Origin of the sequence: Pseudoalteromonas sp. NFXS39 (assembly GCF_040148775.1) — a bacterium.
Taxonomy (GTDB): domain Bacteria; phylum Pseudomonadota; class Gammaproteobacteria; order Enterobacterales; family Alteromonadaceae; genus Pseudoalteromonas; species Pseudoalteromonas apostichopi.
Genome location: NZ_JAGDEC010000001.1, coordinates 564,857 through 581,673, shown reverse-complemented (window position 1 = coordinate 581,673; position 16,817 = coordinate 564,857). Strand labels below are relative to the sequence as shown.

Genomic DNA, 16,817 nt, shown 5'->3' with positions numbered 1-16,817 from the left:
ATTGTGTATTAACAGGCTAATTCAGTAACAGACTCTTCTGCTAACCAGTTTAGGGCCGCTGTTTTTGACTTAAACACATTCATTACCATGCCTGCTCGTTTATACAAATTGCAGTAGGTATCGGTAAGTAAGCTTCCGCCTTCAAGCCCCTCTTTGATGACAAAGGCTGTTTTTGCTGGTGCAATGCCTTTACGTCGCAGTTCTACAAAGTACACCATTAGCTTTTCGAGTGCCCCAGGAGTTGCCATGCATGAGTTTTCAAACTCAACCAATTCAAACCATTGGCCATAATCAGTGGTGAGTTTATTAATGTAATCTTTTTGCATAAAAGAGTGCGCGTCAATAATTTCTTCGTTGAAAGGCCCTATGGCAGTCGTTAAAAGAGTATGTTCATGTTGATAAAACTCGACAAGGCCATGTGGTTTAAAATCTTTGAATGGATAATGGTTGGTTGATACTTTTTTATGCATCCGTTCAATCCCTGAATGTTTATTGAGCTATTGATAATAGCAGTGAAACAAATTAATTCAATCTTTAGGTTTAATCAGTTATTAAAATAATAACAAAAGTATTAGTTTCGATTACCAAGTAGAACCCGCCTGAATGTAAATTGCGTTTTGTTCAGGGCCATGCGCAACATCTATGCCTATGCTAATACCGTAATGTTCATCAATTAAATAACGAAAGCCTGCGCCAACAGTATCAATGGTTTCAGCCTTAGATAAATCAGAAAAATTATCGGCAGCCCAGCCCATGCCAGTAAATAAATTAAGCTTTATTTTCTGCGTAACTTTATAACTTGCTTCTGCTTCGGCCACAAACACATCAAGGCCTTGATATCGAGTTGCAGATACACCCCGTAAGCTAATACTTGGTGGAATATAAACCGGTAAGCGTTTTTTACCACGGTTATTTACTGAGTCATATTGCATGCGCAGGGCAAAGTTAAATTTATCGGTGTAACGCCAGTAATTTAAGGCGGTAAGCTTTAGGCTGGTGTAATCAACCTTACTGCCAATAGCCTCATCATAATATAAATATTCGGCCTTATAGTTAAAGCCCCGCTCTGGGTTCAGCGGGTTATCTCGGCTATCGTATTCTAGTAACGGACCAATGCCTGAGGTATTTACATCAAGCGATAGATGTTCCTTGATAATATCATTTTCGAGCAGAAAATCTTCGATAGGGTTTTCGGCTAAGCTAATATCAACTTGACGATATATCTGCTTAAAGCCATAAAAGAAGTTACTGTCGTCATAACGTAACTTAAGGTTTTGAAACACCGCAGGGCCTTCAATATTCAACGATAAAGGTGTAAGCAGTTTAATCTCGTCAAAGGTGTAAAAATCAAGGTTTATACTCGCCCAGCCAACAATCCCTTGATAGCGAATTCGGTCTTCATCCCAAAACGTAATGTGGCCAACAGCGCCGCCTTTGGTACCATTTTTAGTGCCCATTAGGCCTACTAAACTGATGCTTTGTGGCAGGGTCGAGCCTTCTTTTTTCTTCTTTTTAGCTTTCTTTTCGTTGTCATGAAAAAATAAACCAACGACCCCAAGGCCTGGCCCTACAGCAGGCTCTGTAATAAAGGTTGGTATAGGAAGAAATGAAATAGGTTCATCAACTTTTTGTTGTTGATTACTTAATTGCTGCTCTGCGGGTTTTATTGCATATTGATCATAACTCGATGCAAAGCTTTGTGTGCTGAGCAAACTTGCTGTAAGCATATTTATTAGTACAACGTTTTTCACTTAATCCCTTACCTTGTTGTTTCTTTTTACTTCACATTTTAATTTATAGCTGATAGTTAAATTCGAGACGATGATCGCCATCTAAGAAGTCAAGGTTTTCGTTCCAGTTTGCGAAATAGCGTAGATTCATACGTGGGTTAATTTGATAACTGGCTGCAAATTCGTGAGTCAAAATATGGCTTTGGTTTAAACCATAATAGTGATCTTTATAGTTATCGCTTCCGCCGATAGTTGTTAGCCAAAATGGATTGTAGTTAAGCCAAATTTTATCGTTAATAGTAATTTTTGCGTACATACCCACTAAACCATATGCACCCATAATGGAATAACCACTGTCACGACTGCCGTCATCTTCTAGGGTATTTTCACCCAGCGATGCACCGACCCCAGCTAATGGGTAAAACGTAAAGCGTCCCATAGGTTTAAGGGCTTTAATGTAGCTATATGAGACATCCATGCTTTCGTCAGCAACAAGGTTGGCATTGAGGTTATAGTTAGCATCAATCTGTGTTGCACTCATTGAGCTTAAGTCAACCGAGAAATTACGAAAGCGAAATGAGTCAATAGAATCTGTCGTTCTGCTATCGCTTTCCCAACCAAGCACATCACCATAAATACCTTTGACTTCAATAACATTCATGCCAGCAGTTGTAGCTATACCTGTATCGTATGCTTGACCCACTTTAAAATTAAGGCCCTTGTTTGTCGCACCGGTACCGGCTTGTGTATAAACAGCCAGTGGATCAGACATGTCTTGTACTTCTTTTTGTTCAGTTGCAAAGCATGAAGCTGAGAAAATGAGGATAAGTGGAGTAAATTGAAGAGAAGTCATGTGCTGTCCTTACACAAAATATTAGAATAGATATACTTTCTTTCGCTACTTATAGCTTATTTATTAATCGAGTTCAATTGTCTAAAGCATATAATACTTGCTAAATTTAAAAAGCTTCTTTTAGCCTCTAACTATCAATTAATTGATGCTATTCATCATTTCTAGTTGCTTAACAAATTGCTGAACTTGTTGGTTGCCAGGTACTAAACGAGCGAGGTTTCTTGCATAAAACAGCGCTTGGCTGTAGTTCTCTTCTGCCACATACCACTGCGCCAAACTGTAGTTAATATCAGGGTTATTCGGTGTTAGATTAAAAGCACGCTCAAGGGCTGATATTGCTGCTGGCATATTACCTAAATCTTGTAGCAGCAGCGCATAAGTATACTGGTAGCTTGCATTATCTTCTGCGAACTGGGCAGCTTTTTTTAAATGTGTAAGTGCTATGTCTTTTTGTTTGGAGCGAATAAGGCTCATGGCGAGGGCATAATGAATATCGGCGCTTTCTATATTAACCGTTAAGCCTTGTTTTAAGATTTTTTGCGCTGCCTTCTCATCGCCTTGATTGCGGTATAGATCAGCTAAGTTAACATAAGCAGGAGCAAAAATAGGCTCAATACTGATTGCTTGTAAGTAATGTGCTTTGGCTTGCTCTGGTTCTTGTAATGTGAGCGCAAGATTACCTAAATTGGTATGTGAGTAGCCGCGCTCGGCTTGGTATTGTTGGAGGCCTTTGTATTCATCAAGCGCTGCATTTAACCGTTTACTGTCTTGCACATTAAGACCGGCCGGAAACGGTTGAATTAACATGGCCGACAGAGCTCTTGCGGCTTCGGTTCTGATTGGTAAATGCTCATCATCAAGCAATGGGTTTAACAGGCGCCAGCGCTGGTTTATATCAAGCGGCATCGCTGCTTCAATCGCAGCTTGACGCTTTAAGGGCTCGCTGTCTTTTACTGAGCGAGCAATCGCAACAACGGCATTATTATCGGGACTTGCTGCTAAACGGCTCAGTGCTGATGCACGGATAATCTCAGGGAAATTTTTATCTTGCACTATTTTAGTCAGCATAGTTGACGCATTAGGCAGGCGGTTATCTGCCGCATAAAACGCCTCAGAAAAATGCGCAGTGCCAAGATGTTTTGAATTTGGATGCCAGTCTTTCATTTTTGCGACGGCCCATTGTGGTGTTTTATCTTCATGGCAACTATTACACGCATTAGGGGCATTGGTTTTTAATGTTAAATCTGGGCGAGGTACTCTAAAACTGTGGTCACGTCTGGCGTCTACTTGCATATAGGTGGTCGCGGGCATATGACAATCGACACATTGGCTACCCATACTTGCCATTTTATGGCCGTGATGTTTTGGTGTATCGAACATCTCTTGACTATGACATTGCGTACAGGTTTGATTGCCCGGTAGCTTTAATTTACCCGAATGAGGGTTATGACAGTTACTACAGGTTACCCCCGCGTTGAACATTTTACTTTGTAAAAATGAACCCCATACATAGTCTTCATCCCATACTTGACCATCAACGTGGTAAAGCTCAGGAGTGAGTAATGAGCCTTGAAAGCTTTGTAAAAAACTATGCGGGTCTTTGCGGTCATCAAGCTGTGAGCGCCGAGCATGACAGGTTGCACAGACTTGCACTTGATCGCTTTTTACAAGTGGCTGTACGCTTTGCATCCTGCCATCGGCCTGTTGGGTAAACAGCGGGGTTTGCTTTTTAATGTTATGAGTAAAGCCTTTATCGGCAATGCTGCTATCGCCATCAGCCCATTTCAAATGAGCTTGGGTATCACCATGACACGCTTTGCAGCTCACGTTAATACTTGAGTAACTTGAATCAAAGCTATTCGTTTTAAGGTCAAATTGTTTTTTGAAATCAGTTGAGTGACAATCAGCACACATATGATTCCAGTTTTGGCCTTTTTGCGACCAATGAAATAGGTCATGCTTTTTCTGCTCAGGATGCAGTACAAACCAGCGCTGCCCGCCGTCTGTTTTACTGCGTGAGTCCCACGCAAAGGGAAATAGCTGTATGTGGCCTTTGCCCATATCAAACATGTATTGCTGCAATGGCTCATAGCCAAATGTGTATAAAACAAGGTAGTCAGTCTGCTTGCCATCTAGGTTTGGCATGCTTATAAAAAGTTGTTGGTCTTGTTGATAAAAGCGCGCTTGCTGGCCCTGGTAGTTAAGGGTTTGCTCATTGAAATTACCAAGCACCGAGGTGGGAGTGGCTTTTTCCATAGCATGAAAATGATGGGATGTTTGCCAGTCTTCAACTTGGCTTTGATGACAGTTAATACACTGGGGTTCTGCAAACGCATTAAAGGCGAAAAAGCTGCATAACAGCCAAGCCAATCTTATCACTGAATAAATCCTTTTTATATTTACCACATGCACTTAAGAGTTATATCAGTTTGTTGCTGATAAGCAAAGTCGGCTTATAAAAACGAGGGCGTAAAAAAGCCCGAGAAACTCGGGCTTAGTAAGTTATAAACTTTTCTTCGGTGGCAGCGCGACGTTAGCAAAGATAAGCCCCGCCACTAATGACATGAAAATCAAAAAGGTTTGCTGGCCAATATGGTCTGCATAAACGAAATCTTGGCCTTCTATCAATGAGTTTAAACCAATATAGGTTTTACTACCTGGTACCAATACGATCAGACCTTGCATAGCTACAATGGAGGCTGGAGCATTGACAACGCGGTTGAATAAGTTGCTAAAAACGCCCACGGCTAATGCGCCTACAAATGTGCCTAATGTGTAGTCTAGGTACATGGCTGAACCAATACTTGTACCATACGCTATAAAGCCAGATGCAATAGACCAAACAGCATGCTTTAGCTTGGTTCTAAAAATGACGATTAGGCTGCTACATAGCATGAAAATAGCTAGCCAAGCCGTCCATTTAGGTAAAGGCTCGGGTTGCACAAAGTCACTTTGGCCAAAAATAGCAAAACCAATACCGATACCAATAAAAGCACCAAAATACAGCTTAAACAGCAGCATGAATGAGTCCATAACCCGAGCTGTACCAGACACTAAATGCCTAGCTGCTAACTCTGCTAAACCGAGGGCTAATGCTAAGCCGGGTATAAACACAATGATGGCTGAAAGTACCACCAGTCGTATGTTAATTTGGGCATCAATATAGACACTAATAGCACAGGCTATAATCGCCGATACAATGGCAACTAATGGTTCAAGCATATGTGCAACACGCTTAGAACGCGTTGACCAAAGAACAAATAAATACACAACTAAGGTAATGAGTGCTGACCAAAATACATCATTCCAGCTAGTCCCCATCAACATGGCAAATGCCCCACCTGAGGTCGCAAATGCAACGCCAGTCATAAATTTATTATATGGGTTTGGCATGGTGTAAATAATATCGAGCTGTTTATCGACTTCTTGTAACGTCAGCTCCCCATTTAGCATTTTGTTTACTAGGTCATCGGTATCTGCCAGCGAGCCTAAGTCATGATCGCCTGGATCAACACGCGCAACATGGGTGTACTCTTCTTCATGGCCATCAGTCCAGATCACAAAAGTCACGGATGTTGGCGACATAACAAAAGATGATTTCAAACCGAGGTAAGTCGCAACTTCCATTAAGTGTGCTTCTAGTCGGTATGCAGGTGTACCGTATTTATGAAGCATTTTGCCAAGCTTCACGATAAATTTTCGTTTTTCAGTAAACGTTGCGGTTTTCAAAGGCGTTTTGAACCAAAGGTTAAATTGTTCAGTTAAGGATAGACCAAAATTCAATAAGATATAGTCTAATAGCTAGACTATATCGCTTAAATTGACCAGCGCGATTTTAGCGACAAAAGCCGCTATGTCTAGTGTTATTTACGGCAAAATTACTTATTTTTTGCTTCAATCCACTGCGCCATGTATTGGGTCGAACGCATGGTGTGATGTTTAAGCATTTGGCCGGTAAAATTTTGCTGTCTATGCTGCGCTAATGACTCACTAATGGCGGTAATTTTAGCGATTAACTGCGACTGAAGTTTTGATTTATCATAATATTTTTGCAATAACTGCTGGCCATTTTGCTGTGCCTGAGTAAATAACGCTTCATCTTGATAAAGTGCTACTGCAGCATCTGCAAATTGCTGTGCATCTTCACAGATTGCGCCTGACCATGGCTCATCTTGATGCATGCCTTCACTACCAATAGGGGTTGTTACGCTCGGCGTTTGCATGATCATCGCTTCGAGTAACTTACCCTTAATACCAGCCCCAAAACGCAGTGGCGATAAACACACACGGGCATCTTCCATTACTTTATAGGCATCATCTGCCCAGCCCTTAATTAAAAATCCGGTTTTTGGATTGTTAAGCGCTGTTGCCTTTGGTGGCGGGTAAGAGCCATAAATGTGGAGTTCGGTATCGGGTAATTGTTTGCGGATCAGCGGCCAAATCTGTTGTAAGTACAACACTGCATCCCAGTTTGGCGCATGACGAAAATTACCAATAGTCATGAAGTGTTTGCGCTCAGCAAATGTTTTGGTGCTAGTGGGAATATGCTGCAAATCAACCAAAAATGGTAAATGGTGAAGTAGGGCAGAATCGACTTTGAAAACGTCATTGAGTAACTGCATCTCGTAGTGCGAGATAATTAAGCTGATATCTGAGCGCAAAATTGCGGCGATTTCTCGTTTTGCAATATCGCTGTGTAAATCGCTTTGGCTGAATTCCCGGCCTGCTTTATGAGCTTCGTGACGGGCATTTCTTAGACACTGTAAATCTTCTGTATCAAGAATCTTAAGTGCGTTAGGGCAGTATTTATCTACTCGCCAACCGAACTGTTCTTCCATCATAAAGCGGTCAAACATCACAATATCAGGGTTATACGCTTGCACGTACTCATCAAAGCTAGAGCAATTTAATGCAATTACCTGAGTGGTAATGCCATCTTCGCTGAGTTCCACCATATGTTCGGTTTTTTGCGCAGGACTGGCAAATTCAACTTGCCAGTTTTCTGCACGAAAGGCGCGCAGGAGTGACATCATGTGGGTGCCGGCTGCCGACGAATTAGGCTCAGGCCATACATAGCCGATCACTAACACTTTTTTCATTGACTTGAGTCTCGTATTTTTAAGTTAACATCCACCAAGGTGCGAACTGGCGGTGTTGATTTATCTAATAGTTCTTTTAGCACCTGACAGGTGCGTTTACCGATTTCATCGGCATTAATGGCGATGGTTGAAAGAGAAGGCAACATTAAGCGCGAATCTTCTAAGTCATCAAAGCCAATAACTTTAATGTCTTTACCCGGCTCTAGGCCGTGTTGGCGCATAGCTTCAATCGCGCCGTAAGCAATCACATCATTAAAACAGACAATGGCCTTGGTATTCGGTGCTTGTTTTATAAGGGTATTAAAGGCTTCACGGCCACCTTGTCGGTTTGTCGGTGCCTTAATAACGGGTTTTTCGTCAGTGATATTAAATTGCTCAAGCGCAGCTAAAAAACCACTTAAACGTTCATGATAATCAGATATTTCTGCGGTGCCGCCTAAAAAGGCTACCTCTTCAATACCTTGCGATAAAATATGGCTGGTCGAAATATGTGTGCCTTTTTTGTTATCAGGCAAAATACAGGGTGCTGCTGAAAATGGAATTTCACGCATGATATTAATAACCGGAAAACCACTATTTATTAAATCATCTTGCCACTGTTGCTTAGTTCCCGGAGCCGGGCACATAATAAACGCCGATACGTTGTATTCTTTTAAGGTTTTCACCACTTGAGTTTGCCTTTCGACAGACTCCGCAATATTCACCAGCATTGGCAGCATGCCAAGCTCAAAGATGTGTTTTTCGAGTCCAACAGCAAGTTGAGCTGAATAAGGGTTGGTTAAGTCATTTATAACCAGCGCGACTAAGTTTGAGCGCTTGCTACGAAGTGCTGCAGCATCACGGTTATACACGTAGCCAAGCTTATCAATGGCAGCCAGTACTTTTTCTTTACTTTTTTTACTGACCTTATCACTGTTGGTAAGGACCAAAGACACCGTTGATTTTGAAACGTGTGCTTGTTCAGCAACATCCCAAATTGTGACTTTGCCTGTCGATTTTTTCATTTTTATTAGCAAAAGTGGCGAATAGAGTGCTTTTATTTTAGCGTAATTTAGCTGTTTAAGTCACTGATTGGCTGCCAAAAGGGTCGAAACTCTTTATGAAATGCTGCAAACATGTTCTAATTGTTTACAGAATCGAAAATAAAAACGAAAAAGGAACGAACATGAAAGCATTTAAACTGCTTTTTGCGCTAGTTATTGGCGCAGCTGTTTGCACACCCAGTTTTGCTAATCAAGGTTATCAAACTCCATCGCCTGCGCTAGCTGCAGTGGTTGACGCTAAGCTTGCACCGAGTAGTTATTTATCAAATGATGGCGAGTGGCTGGCATTATTTGATAGAAAACGCATCGATACCTTACAAGATTTAGCCAAAGAAGAGCTAAAACTTGCGGGCATTAAGCTTAATCCTGCTAATTTTTCGCGCTCACGAGTACGAAATAAGTTTACGTCGTTAGTGCTTAAACATGTAGAAACCGGTTCTGAAATTGTTGTATCTGGTTTGCCAAATGGCATTTTACGCTCACCAAGCTGGTCAAGCGACAGTCAATACTTGGCGTTTGTCGTTGAGCAAGCATCGAGTGCTAATTTATGGGTTTATAATGTAAGTACTAAGCAAGCCCGCCAGCTAAGTGATACACCTCTTAATTCAGTGTTAACTCGCACACCTTATACTTGGTTGCCAGATAGCAGCGCCATTGTTGCTAATGCAGCGGTCAATATAGGTAAAGCTCGCTTAAGCAACGACAGCTCGCAGGTTGTGCCGGTTATTCAACAAAGTAGTGGTGAAAAAGCGCCTGCCCGTACATATCAAAACTTACTAACAAGCCCTTATGATGAAGCGCAATTTAAGTTCTTTGCCCAAAGCCAGCTGACTTATATTCCGCTCAGTGGTCAAGGTCAACCGATTGGTCAGCCGGGCTTAATTAAATCGTTTTCTGTCTCACCAGATTCAACCAATATTTTGGTTGGCATGATTGATGAGCCATTTTCGTATCAAGTGCCTTACAGTCGATTTGCAGCTACTTGGCAAATTTGGGGCATGCGTGGCTATACGTTAGCAGAGCTTGCTAAGCAGCCTTTAGCTGATAACATTCCACAAGGCTATGACAGTGTTCGCACTGGTCGCCGTGACTTTCAATGGCGAGCAGATCAAGGGGCTGAGGTAATTTGGGCAGAAGCACAAGACGGCGGCGATATGAAAACCGACGTGCCTTATCACGATCACCTTTATAGCCTAAGAGCACCTTTTAAACGTGATGCTAAGTTATTTGCTAAAGTTGAACGCCGATTTGATTCAATTACTTGGGGTAATGGCAATGTTGCTCTGTTATCTGAATGGCGCTTTAGCGACCGACAAGTTCGCACATTTGTTATTCAACCACGTAATGCAGATAAAAACCGAGTGCTATTTTCTGAGCGTAGCTATAACGATGCTTACAAAGATCCAGGTTACCCAATATATGAAAAAAATGATTTGGGTGCTGACGTATTGAAAGTTGTTGGCGGGCGTTATCTTTTCTTACGCGGTAACGGTGCATCTGAACAAGGCAATATTCCGTTTTTAGACCGTTATGATGTAAAGACCAATACCACAACACGCGTTTGGCAATCAGAAGCGCCATACTATGAACGTATACGTGCCATGCTTGATGACGAAGGCGAGCGTTTAATTACTATTCGCGAATCTAAAACTGAGCAACCTAACTTCTTTATTCGCGACCTAGACGATAAAACCCTGACTCAACTTACGACCTTTGAGCACCCTTACCCAGAATTTAAAGGAGTGACTAAAGAGTTAATTCGATACAAGCGTGATGATGGCGTTGAGCTCAGTGGTACGCTTTATTTGCCGCCGGGTTATGATTCAACTCAAGGCCCGTTACCGGTTCTAATGTGGGCTTATCCGCTTGAATATAAAGATAAAGCTGTTGCGTCACAAATGCGCGAGTCGCCGTATGAATTTACCTATATCGGTTATTGGGGGCCAATGCCTTATCTTGCAAAAGGTATTGCCGTATTTGACGACCCGAAAATGCCAATTGTGGGTGTTGACGGGAAAGAGCCAAATGACTTATTCCGTAAACAATTGGTAGCAAGTGCCAAGGCTGCGGTAGACGTGCTTGTAAAAAAAGGTGTCGCAGATAAAGACAAAATTGCCATTGCTGGTCACTCTTATGGTGCCTTTATGGTGGCGAACTTATTAGCCCATAGCGATTTATTTAAAACCGGTATTGCCCGCAGTGGTGCTTATAACCGCACCCTAACGCCATTTGGTTTCCAAGGTGAAGAGCGTGACTTTTGGCAAGCACAAGATGTGTATGCGGCTATGTCACCGTTTTTCCACGCTGATAAAATCAATGAACCTATGCTGATGATCCACGGTCAAGAAGATCCCAATTCGGGTACCTTTCCAATGCAAAGTGAGCGTATGTACGCTGCATTAAAAGGCTTAGGTAAAGAAGCCCGCTTAGTGATGTTACCTTATGAGGCGCATGGCTATCGTGCTCGTAAGAGCTTGCTGCATGTGCTTTGGGAGCAAGAGCAGTGGTTAGATAAGTACTTATTAAGTGACGAAAAACCAGCAGAGCCAGTTGCCGCTGAAGGCGTTACTCAGTAATTAGAAAATTACTCTTATAAAAAATCCCCGCCCTTTAAGCGGGGATTTTTGTATTGCCTACTTGCATATTCTTATTCGTAGATAAACGGTAAGCAAATAAGAGGAAATATTGTTCATGTGCGCACATTTAAAGTCATGAAGTGGACTAATAATCAGGCCAGTTACCAGCAAGCATTATTTTTGATAGTGTAACTAGTCTACGTACTTACATTGATGAACAAGCAGGTGAACAGCACTTGAAGGGAAGATACAAATCGCTAAGTTTTTATATACCCAGCTAATTTTAGCCAACTAAAACAGGCCTTTGATGAGGTCGTTACAAAACAAGGATGCTCATGAATAAGTTTATAATTCTAATATTGTTTTTAATATCGTCTTGCTCATTACATGCAAAACAAACTAAAAGTTTAGAATTTTCTAAAGTGCTAGATAAAGAGATCCCTTTAATTCTTGAAAAAAGCAAAGCGCGTGGTATTGCTATATCGATTGTTCAAGGGAAAGAGGTGGTTGGTTCATATTATTATGGCTATGCTGACGCTGAAAATAGAACTCCAATCACACACAAAACTTTATTCAATGTTGGCTCTATTTCTAAAGTGATTACAGCTTGGGGCGCAATGAAACTAGTTGAACAAGGTAAAGTTGAACTTGATAAACCAATTAATGATTACTTAAAAAGCTGGAAAATACCGAATTCTCAGTTTGATGCTAACAAGGTAACTTTACGTAATATTCTCTCTCATACATCAGGGCTTTCATTAAGTGGGTACAATGGATGGAGCGCTGAAGATCCATTACCTACTCTTGTAGAGTCATTAGAAGGCAATAACACAGGGGGGGGAGCCGTTAAAATTATTCATGAGCCTGATACTAAATGGTCTTATTCAGGTGGTGGTTACACGATAGTTCAGCTGTTAATTGAAGATCTGACTAATCAATCTTTCAGTAATTTTATGACTGAAAACGTTCTTTTACCCCTCGGAATGACAAATTCTTCGTTTGATATCAACCGTGTTTCTTCAGCAATGCTGGCTAGTCCTTACGATGAGAATGGCAACAAAACAGCGATGGTGTATTTTACAGAAACTGCTGCCGCTGGCTTTATAACAACTGCGGATGATTTAGCTAAGTTTAATCAGGCAGTGCTAAAAAATGAGCAAGGTAATTACCTTGGTTCAAATATTTTATCAAATCAGCTTATAGCAAATATGATTCAAGCTCAGCCTCATACAGGAGGGCGATGGAGTATGATCTATGTCATAGACTCTGAGAATAATAGTTTAGGTTTTGCAGGTTTTAATAGAGGCTGGACATCATTAACTCGCTCTGTGACAGATAAAAATATTGGTTATGTAATTTTAAACAATAGTAGCGTTGGTGGAGTGAATAATGAAATTGATCAACTTCTGCTGTCTGTAATTAAAGGTAGTTAAACTGAAGCGCACATAGCAACCATCTTAGCTCTGCGTAATCGGTTTTAACTGCTCGCTTAACCAATCAATAAAAACGCGAGTGCGCCTTGGTAAGTGACGTCTATTTGAGTAGACGATATTCATAGGCATGGGCGGTATGTTTTTATAACCCTGTTAGCAATCGCGTGTTTGTTTGCTTATTTAAGTGAATGTGATTTAATCGCTTTCTCTTTTTTAGCTATAAACATGTGATTGCATTTATGCTCGATTTAGCAGTACTCGCGGTTTTTATTCCGACCTTTTTCTTTGTTTCAATTACACCTGGTATGTGTATGACGCTCGCCATGACGTTAGGGATGAGTGTGGGTATTCGGCGTACGCTTTGGATGATGGTCGGTGAGGTGTTAGGCGTTGCCACGGTGGCCATTGCAGCGGTGATTGGGGTTGCCAGTATTATGCTTAATTACCCTGAGTTATTTGCCTTTTTAAAATACCTAGGTGGCGCGTACTTAATATACTTAGGTGTTAATATGTGGCGCGCTAAAACCAGCTTCAAACCTAAGGATGATGCACAGCAACAAATTGGCCGTGGGCAATTGTTTTCGCAAGGTTATATTACTGCTATTGCAAACCCAAAAGGGTGGGCATTTATGATTTCTTTACTGCCTCCATTTATCAATGTTGATTTAGCAGTTGCCCCACAGCTTGCTGTGTTAGTGGGCATTATTATGTTGAGCGAATTTATCTGTATGTTGATTTACGCAACAGGCGGAAAGAGCTTAAGGCTGTTTTTAGATAAAGGCGACAATGTGAAGTGGTTAAACCGTATTGCTGGTGCGCTAATGATGTGCGTGGGCGTTTGGTTAGCGCTTGGATAATACTAATTTGGATAATACCCATCCGCATACTGCAAATTGGTATTATCCATGTTGAGTCTTAATCAACTAATTCGACTTGCTTTGACACATGGTTAAAGCACAGTTTCAGAGTATCAATGGCCGTTTTTGTTTTTGCCGCTAAGCTGTCTCTGGCTGGTGTTACCGCATAAACAGTGTAATTAGGCATTGCCCATTCCGGCGCTATTTCAACCAGTTCTTTCGATTTTAGTAAATGCCTTACTTCTGGCTCTGGTAACACGCCATAGCCAACACCATCACACACCAGTTTAATTAAGCTTTGCATATTATTTACGGTGATCTTCGCTTTCGGTAATGGCTTGCTTGCCAGCGTTAACGGGTTAAACGCATTACTGTCGGCGTTGCTATGTGCAATACGCGCAAACTTGCTTAGATCTTCCCAACTGGCTTCATCTAATTTGCTAATCGCATGGTCTTTATGGGCACAGAGCTTTAACGGCCAAGTTGCTAACTTACGAGCAACAAGGTTAGAGTCAGTTAACGGGCCAATGGCAATCGCTAAGTCAGCGCCGCATTTGATCATATCGATAGGCTCATCTGTTAGAATTAACTGAATACGTAAATCATCAAATTCATTGATTAAGCGCTCCAATGGTTCACTTAATAGCCCACCCCCAAACCCCACGGGAGCCACTAATTTTAACTCACCACTCGGTTTATTTTGTAAATTCTGTAATTGCGTACTGGCTTGATCAGCAAGTGCCAGCATTTTTAAACAGCTTTGATAATACAGCTGACCAGCCTCAGTTAAAGTGAGCTCACGCGGGCTGCGATTAAATAGACTTAGTCCGATTTCTTGTTCTAATTGCTTAATGTGTTGACTGACAGCCGATGTAGTCATCGATAATTCAGCAGCTGCGCTACTCATGTTGCCTGTTTCAACAGTACGAGAAAATACACGTAATGTTTTTATCAGCTTGGAATTCATAGTTCAGGCCTTCTTAATTCAGTTTTAAGAAATCGTAAATTGTGAAAATTGGGACTTCTCACTAATATGCGAACGCTAATTATTATCATTTATAAATAAAAAGTCACGGAGTATTATTATGACGAGGGTTGTTTCTTCTGTTTTACCACTCACCGCTGCTGTGTTAGCAGGTCTTTCCCATTTTGCATACGCTGATGACAAAAAACAAGACATGGAAGTAATAGTTGTATCGGCTTCCGGTTACGAGCAAATGCTTAAAGAGGCGCCAGCCAGTATCAGTGTTATTGACCGTGAGCAGCTTGAAAAGCGTTTTTACCGTGATTTAACCGATGCGATGACCTATGTGCCCGGTGTGGTGGTCACGGGCGGAGGCGACAGAAAAGATATCAGCCTTCGCGGTATGGCTAGTCAATATACTTTGATTTTAATAGATGGCCAGCGTCAATCCTCTCGTGAAACTCGGCCAAATAGTGATGGACCGGGTGTTGAAGGCGCATGGACTCCACCTATTTCAGCGATTGAGCGTATCGAGGTTATCCGTGGTCCTATGTCATCACTATATGGCTCAGATGCAATTGGTGGTGTTATCAATATTATTACCCGTAAAACACCAGAAACATGGTACGGTGAACTACGCTTAGACAGCACTATTCAAGAATCAAGTGACTCGGGTGATATCAATCAAGGCAGTTTCTTTACTGCAGGTGGTCTAATTCCTGAGTTATTAGGTATGCAGCTATCGGGTCAGTTTTCAAAGCGTGACGAAGACGATTTTGAAGCAGGCTTTCGTGGTAAAGAGCAGAGCAATATTAAAGCTAAGTTCATTTTAACGCCCTCTGATAACCATGAAATTATGCTCGAAGTAGGTTCTGCAAAACAAAAACTCGACGAAACATTAGGTAAAACAGTTGCGCCTTTAGCTCAAGGTGAAAGTTGTGGCCGTAATGGTTGCCCAGAGTCATCAACCACAGAGTACGACCAAGAAAGCTACTCACTAAGTCATAATGGTTTTTATGATTTTGGCTCATCACGCAGTTACTTAAAGTACGATAAATTCGATAATACCTCTCGCGAAATGTATGTCGAAAATACCGATGCGCAAACAAGCTGGACTTTACCATTTAGCAATCATAATGCTGCATTTGGTGCGTCATATTTAAAAGAAGAGCTGGACGATTACACCAGTAACCGCATTAGTGACTTAACGCATGTTGAGAACGAGCAGTGGTCAGTATTTGCAGAAGATGAGTGGGCTGCAACGAAGCAGTTTAAACTCACTAGCGGTCTTCGTTATGATCATGATGGCAATTTTTCAGGTCATTTCAGCCCACGTTTATATGGTGTGTATACAGCAGCTAAGTCGTTGACGGTTAAAGGGGGTATCTCAACAGGCTTTAGAGCGCCGAATATTCGTCAATCTACCGCTGCGTGGGGGCAAGTGAGCCGAGGTGGCAATATTTATGGTAACCCTGATTTAAGCCCTGAAAAATCTGTAAACTACGAAATGGGTATATACTATGATGCTAGCCGTGATTTATCGCTTTCAAGCACGGTTTTTTACAACGAGTTTGAAGATAAAATTACCCGTATTTCGTGCCCACTCACTCAGTGTACTGATGGACCAAACCAGTTTGGTTCAATGCCAACGACCTATGTCAATGTGGATGAAGCCGTTACGCAAGGCTTTGAGTTATCAGTATCTTATGACATTACCAGTGAGCTTGATGTAAGTGCCAATTACACCTACACCGATTCTGAGCAAAAAACCGGTGCATACAAAGGCAGCCCACTTAACCAATTACCTAAGCATATTTTACAAACTTCAGTTAATTGGCGTCCGGTTGATAAACTAGGCACGTGGCTGCGTGTTCATTACCGCGGTGAAGAAAGCCAACCGACAACAGGCCCGTCACAAAGTAGCTTAATTGCGCCAGATTACACCTTGGCTGATATTGGTGGTAACTATGATTTAAGCCGCAGCATTAAGTTAGGTTTTGGTGTTTATAATCTATTTGATAAAGATATTACCGAAGGTGAATACGGCTATGTTGAAGATGGCCGCCGTTATTGGGTATCTCTAGGTTTTAATTTTTAACCGCATAACATAGTAAAAGCAAAGCCAACGTATTGCGTTGGCTTTGTTAATGGAATTGGGTTTAGTTTCGAAAAAAAGCAATAAATGCAGGTGTGATATCTTAGGGTTGTATTTTAATTAACGTATAGCACTATAGTTATAGTTCGCTTTTTAGATAGTTCTAC

The 16,817-nt window shown here is 41.6% G+C and carries 12 protein-coding genes; 4 read left to right on the top strand and 8 right to left on the bottom strand.

The features are described 5' to 3' along the window. Positions 1–8: 8 nt before the first annotated feature. From J3455_RS02490 to J3455_RS02460, 7 genes are all read right to left on the bottom strand, one after another. Entirely contained in the window at positions 9–470 is a 462-nt protein-coding gene (locus tag J3455_RS02490) for a hypothetical protein (RefSeq protein WP_130052784.1), read from the bottom strand. Positions 471–581: 111 nt separating this feature from the next. Beyond that, positions 582–1,751: a BamA/TamA family outer membrane protein gene (locus J3455_RS02485; RefSeq protein ID WP_250662266.1), complete on the bottom strand. Its 1,170-nt coding sequence runs from the start codon at positions 1,749–1,751 to the stop codon at positions 582–584. A gap of 43 nt (positions 1,752–1,794) precedes the next feature. Next, positions 1,795–2,583 carry a hypothetical protein gene (locus tag J3455_RS02480; protein ID WP_130052783.1) on the bottom strand — a complete coding sequence of 263 codons (789 nt, stop codon included), beginning with the start codon at positions 2,581–2,583 and terminating at the stop codon, positions 1,795–1,797. A gap of 138 nt (positions 2,584–2,721) precedes the next feature. Beyond that, complete coding sequence (locus tag J3455_RS02475) at positions 2,722–4,962, bottom strand: cytochrome c3 family protein (protein WP_349560956.1); 2,241 nt, start codon at positions 4,960–4,962, stop codon at positions 2,722–2,724. A gap of 123 nt (positions 4,963–5,085) precedes the next feature. Then, complete coding sequence (locus tag J3455_RS02470; protein WP_082401625.1) at positions 5,086–6,312, bottom strand: threonine/serine exporter family protein; 1,227 nt, start codon at positions 6,310–6,312, stop codon at positions 5,086–5,088. Between the two features lie 149 nt (positions 6,313–6,461). Continuing rightward, entirely contained in the window at positions 6,462–7,682 is a 1,221-nt protein-coding gene (locus J3455_RS02465; RefSeq protein ID WP_349560955.1) for a glycosyltransferase, read from the bottom strand. Then, the gene (locus tag J3455_RS02460; protein WP_130052781.1) at positions 7,679–8,686 is read right to left on the bottom strand and encodes a LacI family DNA-binding transcriptional regulator; all 1,008 of its coding nucleotides are present in this window, start codon (positions 8,684–8,686) and stop codon (positions 7,679–7,681) included. The genes J3455_RS02465 and J3455_RS02460 overlap by 4 nt, the downstream gene beginning before the upstream one ends. A gap of 161 nt (positions 8,687–8,847) precedes the next feature. Between J3455_RS02460 and J3455_RS02455 the strand changes: the two genes are divergently transcribed. From J3455_RS02455 to J3455_RS02445, 3 genes are all read left to right on the top strand, one after another. Continuing rightward, complete coding sequence (locus tag J3455_RS02455) at positions 8,848–11,301, top strand: S9 family peptidase (protein ID WP_167657476.1); 2,454 nt, start codon at positions 8,848–8,850, stop codon at positions 11,299–11,301. 335 nt (positions 11,302–11,636) lie between these two features. Next, complete coding sequence (locus J3455_RS02450) at positions 11,637–12,734, top strand: serine hydrolase domain-containing protein (RefSeq protein ID WP_349560953.1); 1,098 nt, start codon at positions 11,637–11,639, stop codon at positions 12,732–12,734. Between the two features lie 239 nt (positions 12,735–12,973). Further along, positions 12,974–13,591: a LysE family translocator gene (locus J3455_RS02445; protein WP_130052778.1), complete on the top strand. Its 618-nt coding sequence runs from the start codon at positions 12,974–12,976 to the stop codon at positions 13,589–13,591. Between the two features lie 58 nt (positions 13,592–13,649). Here the strand turns inward: J3455_RS02445 and J3455_RS02440 are convergent, their stop codons facing one another. Next, on the bottom strand, positions 13,650–14,558 hold the full coding sequence (locus J3455_RS02440; protein ID WP_130052777.1) for a LysR family transcriptional regulator: 909 nt from the start codon (positions 14,556–14,558) through the stop codon (positions 13,650–13,652). Between the two features lie 118 nt (positions 14,559–14,676). Here J3455_RS02440 and J3455_RS02435 point away from each other — a divergent pair, with 118 nt between their 5' ends. Next, positions 14,677–16,653, top strand: a complete 1,977-nt coding sequence (locus J3455_RS02435; RefSeq protein ID WP_349560951.1) for a ligand-gated channel protein — start codon at positions 14,677–14,679, stop codon at positions 16,651–16,653. Positions 16,654–16,817: the final 164 nt, after the last annotated feature.

Excerpts from the sequence above, each read along its gene's own strand:
- J3455_RS02490 (WP_130052784.1), bottom strand. The coding sequence starts at position 470 with ATGCATAAAAAAGTATCAACCAACCATTATCCATTCAAAGATTTTAAA.
- J3455_RS02480 (WP_130052783.1), bottom strand. The coding sequence starts at position 2,583 with ATGACTTCTCTTCAATTTACTCCACTTATCCTCATTTTCTCAGCTTCA.
- J3455_RS02465 (WP_349560955.1), bottom strand. The coding sequence starts at position 7,682 with ATGAAAAAAGTGTTAGTGATCGGCTATGTATGGCCTGAGCCTAATTCG.
- J3455_RS02460 (WP_130052781.1), bottom strand. The coding sequence starts at position 8,686 with ATGAAAAAATCGACAGGCAAAGTCACAATTTGGGATGTTGCTGAACAA.
- J3455_RS02455 (WP_167657476.1), top strand. The coding sequence starts at position 8,848 with ATGAAAGCATTTAAACTGCTTTTTGCGCTAGTTATTGGCGCAGCTGTT.
- J3455_RS02450 (WP_349560953.1), top strand. The coding sequence starts at position 11,637 with ATGAATAAGTTTATAATTCTAATATTGTTTTTAATATCGTCTTGCTCA.
- J3455_RS02445 (WP_130052778.1), top strand. The coding sequence starts at position 12,974 with ATGCTCGATTTAGCAGTACTCGCGGTTTTTATTCCGACCTTTTTCTTT.
- J3455_RS02440 (WP_130052777.1), bottom strand. The coding sequence starts at position 14,558 with ATGAATTCCAAGCTGATAAAAACATTACGTGTATTTTCTCGTACTGTT.
- J3455_RS02435 (WP_349560951.1), top strand. The coding sequence starts at position 14,677 with ATGACGAGGGTTGTTTCTTCTGTTTTACCACTCACCGCTGCTGTGTTA.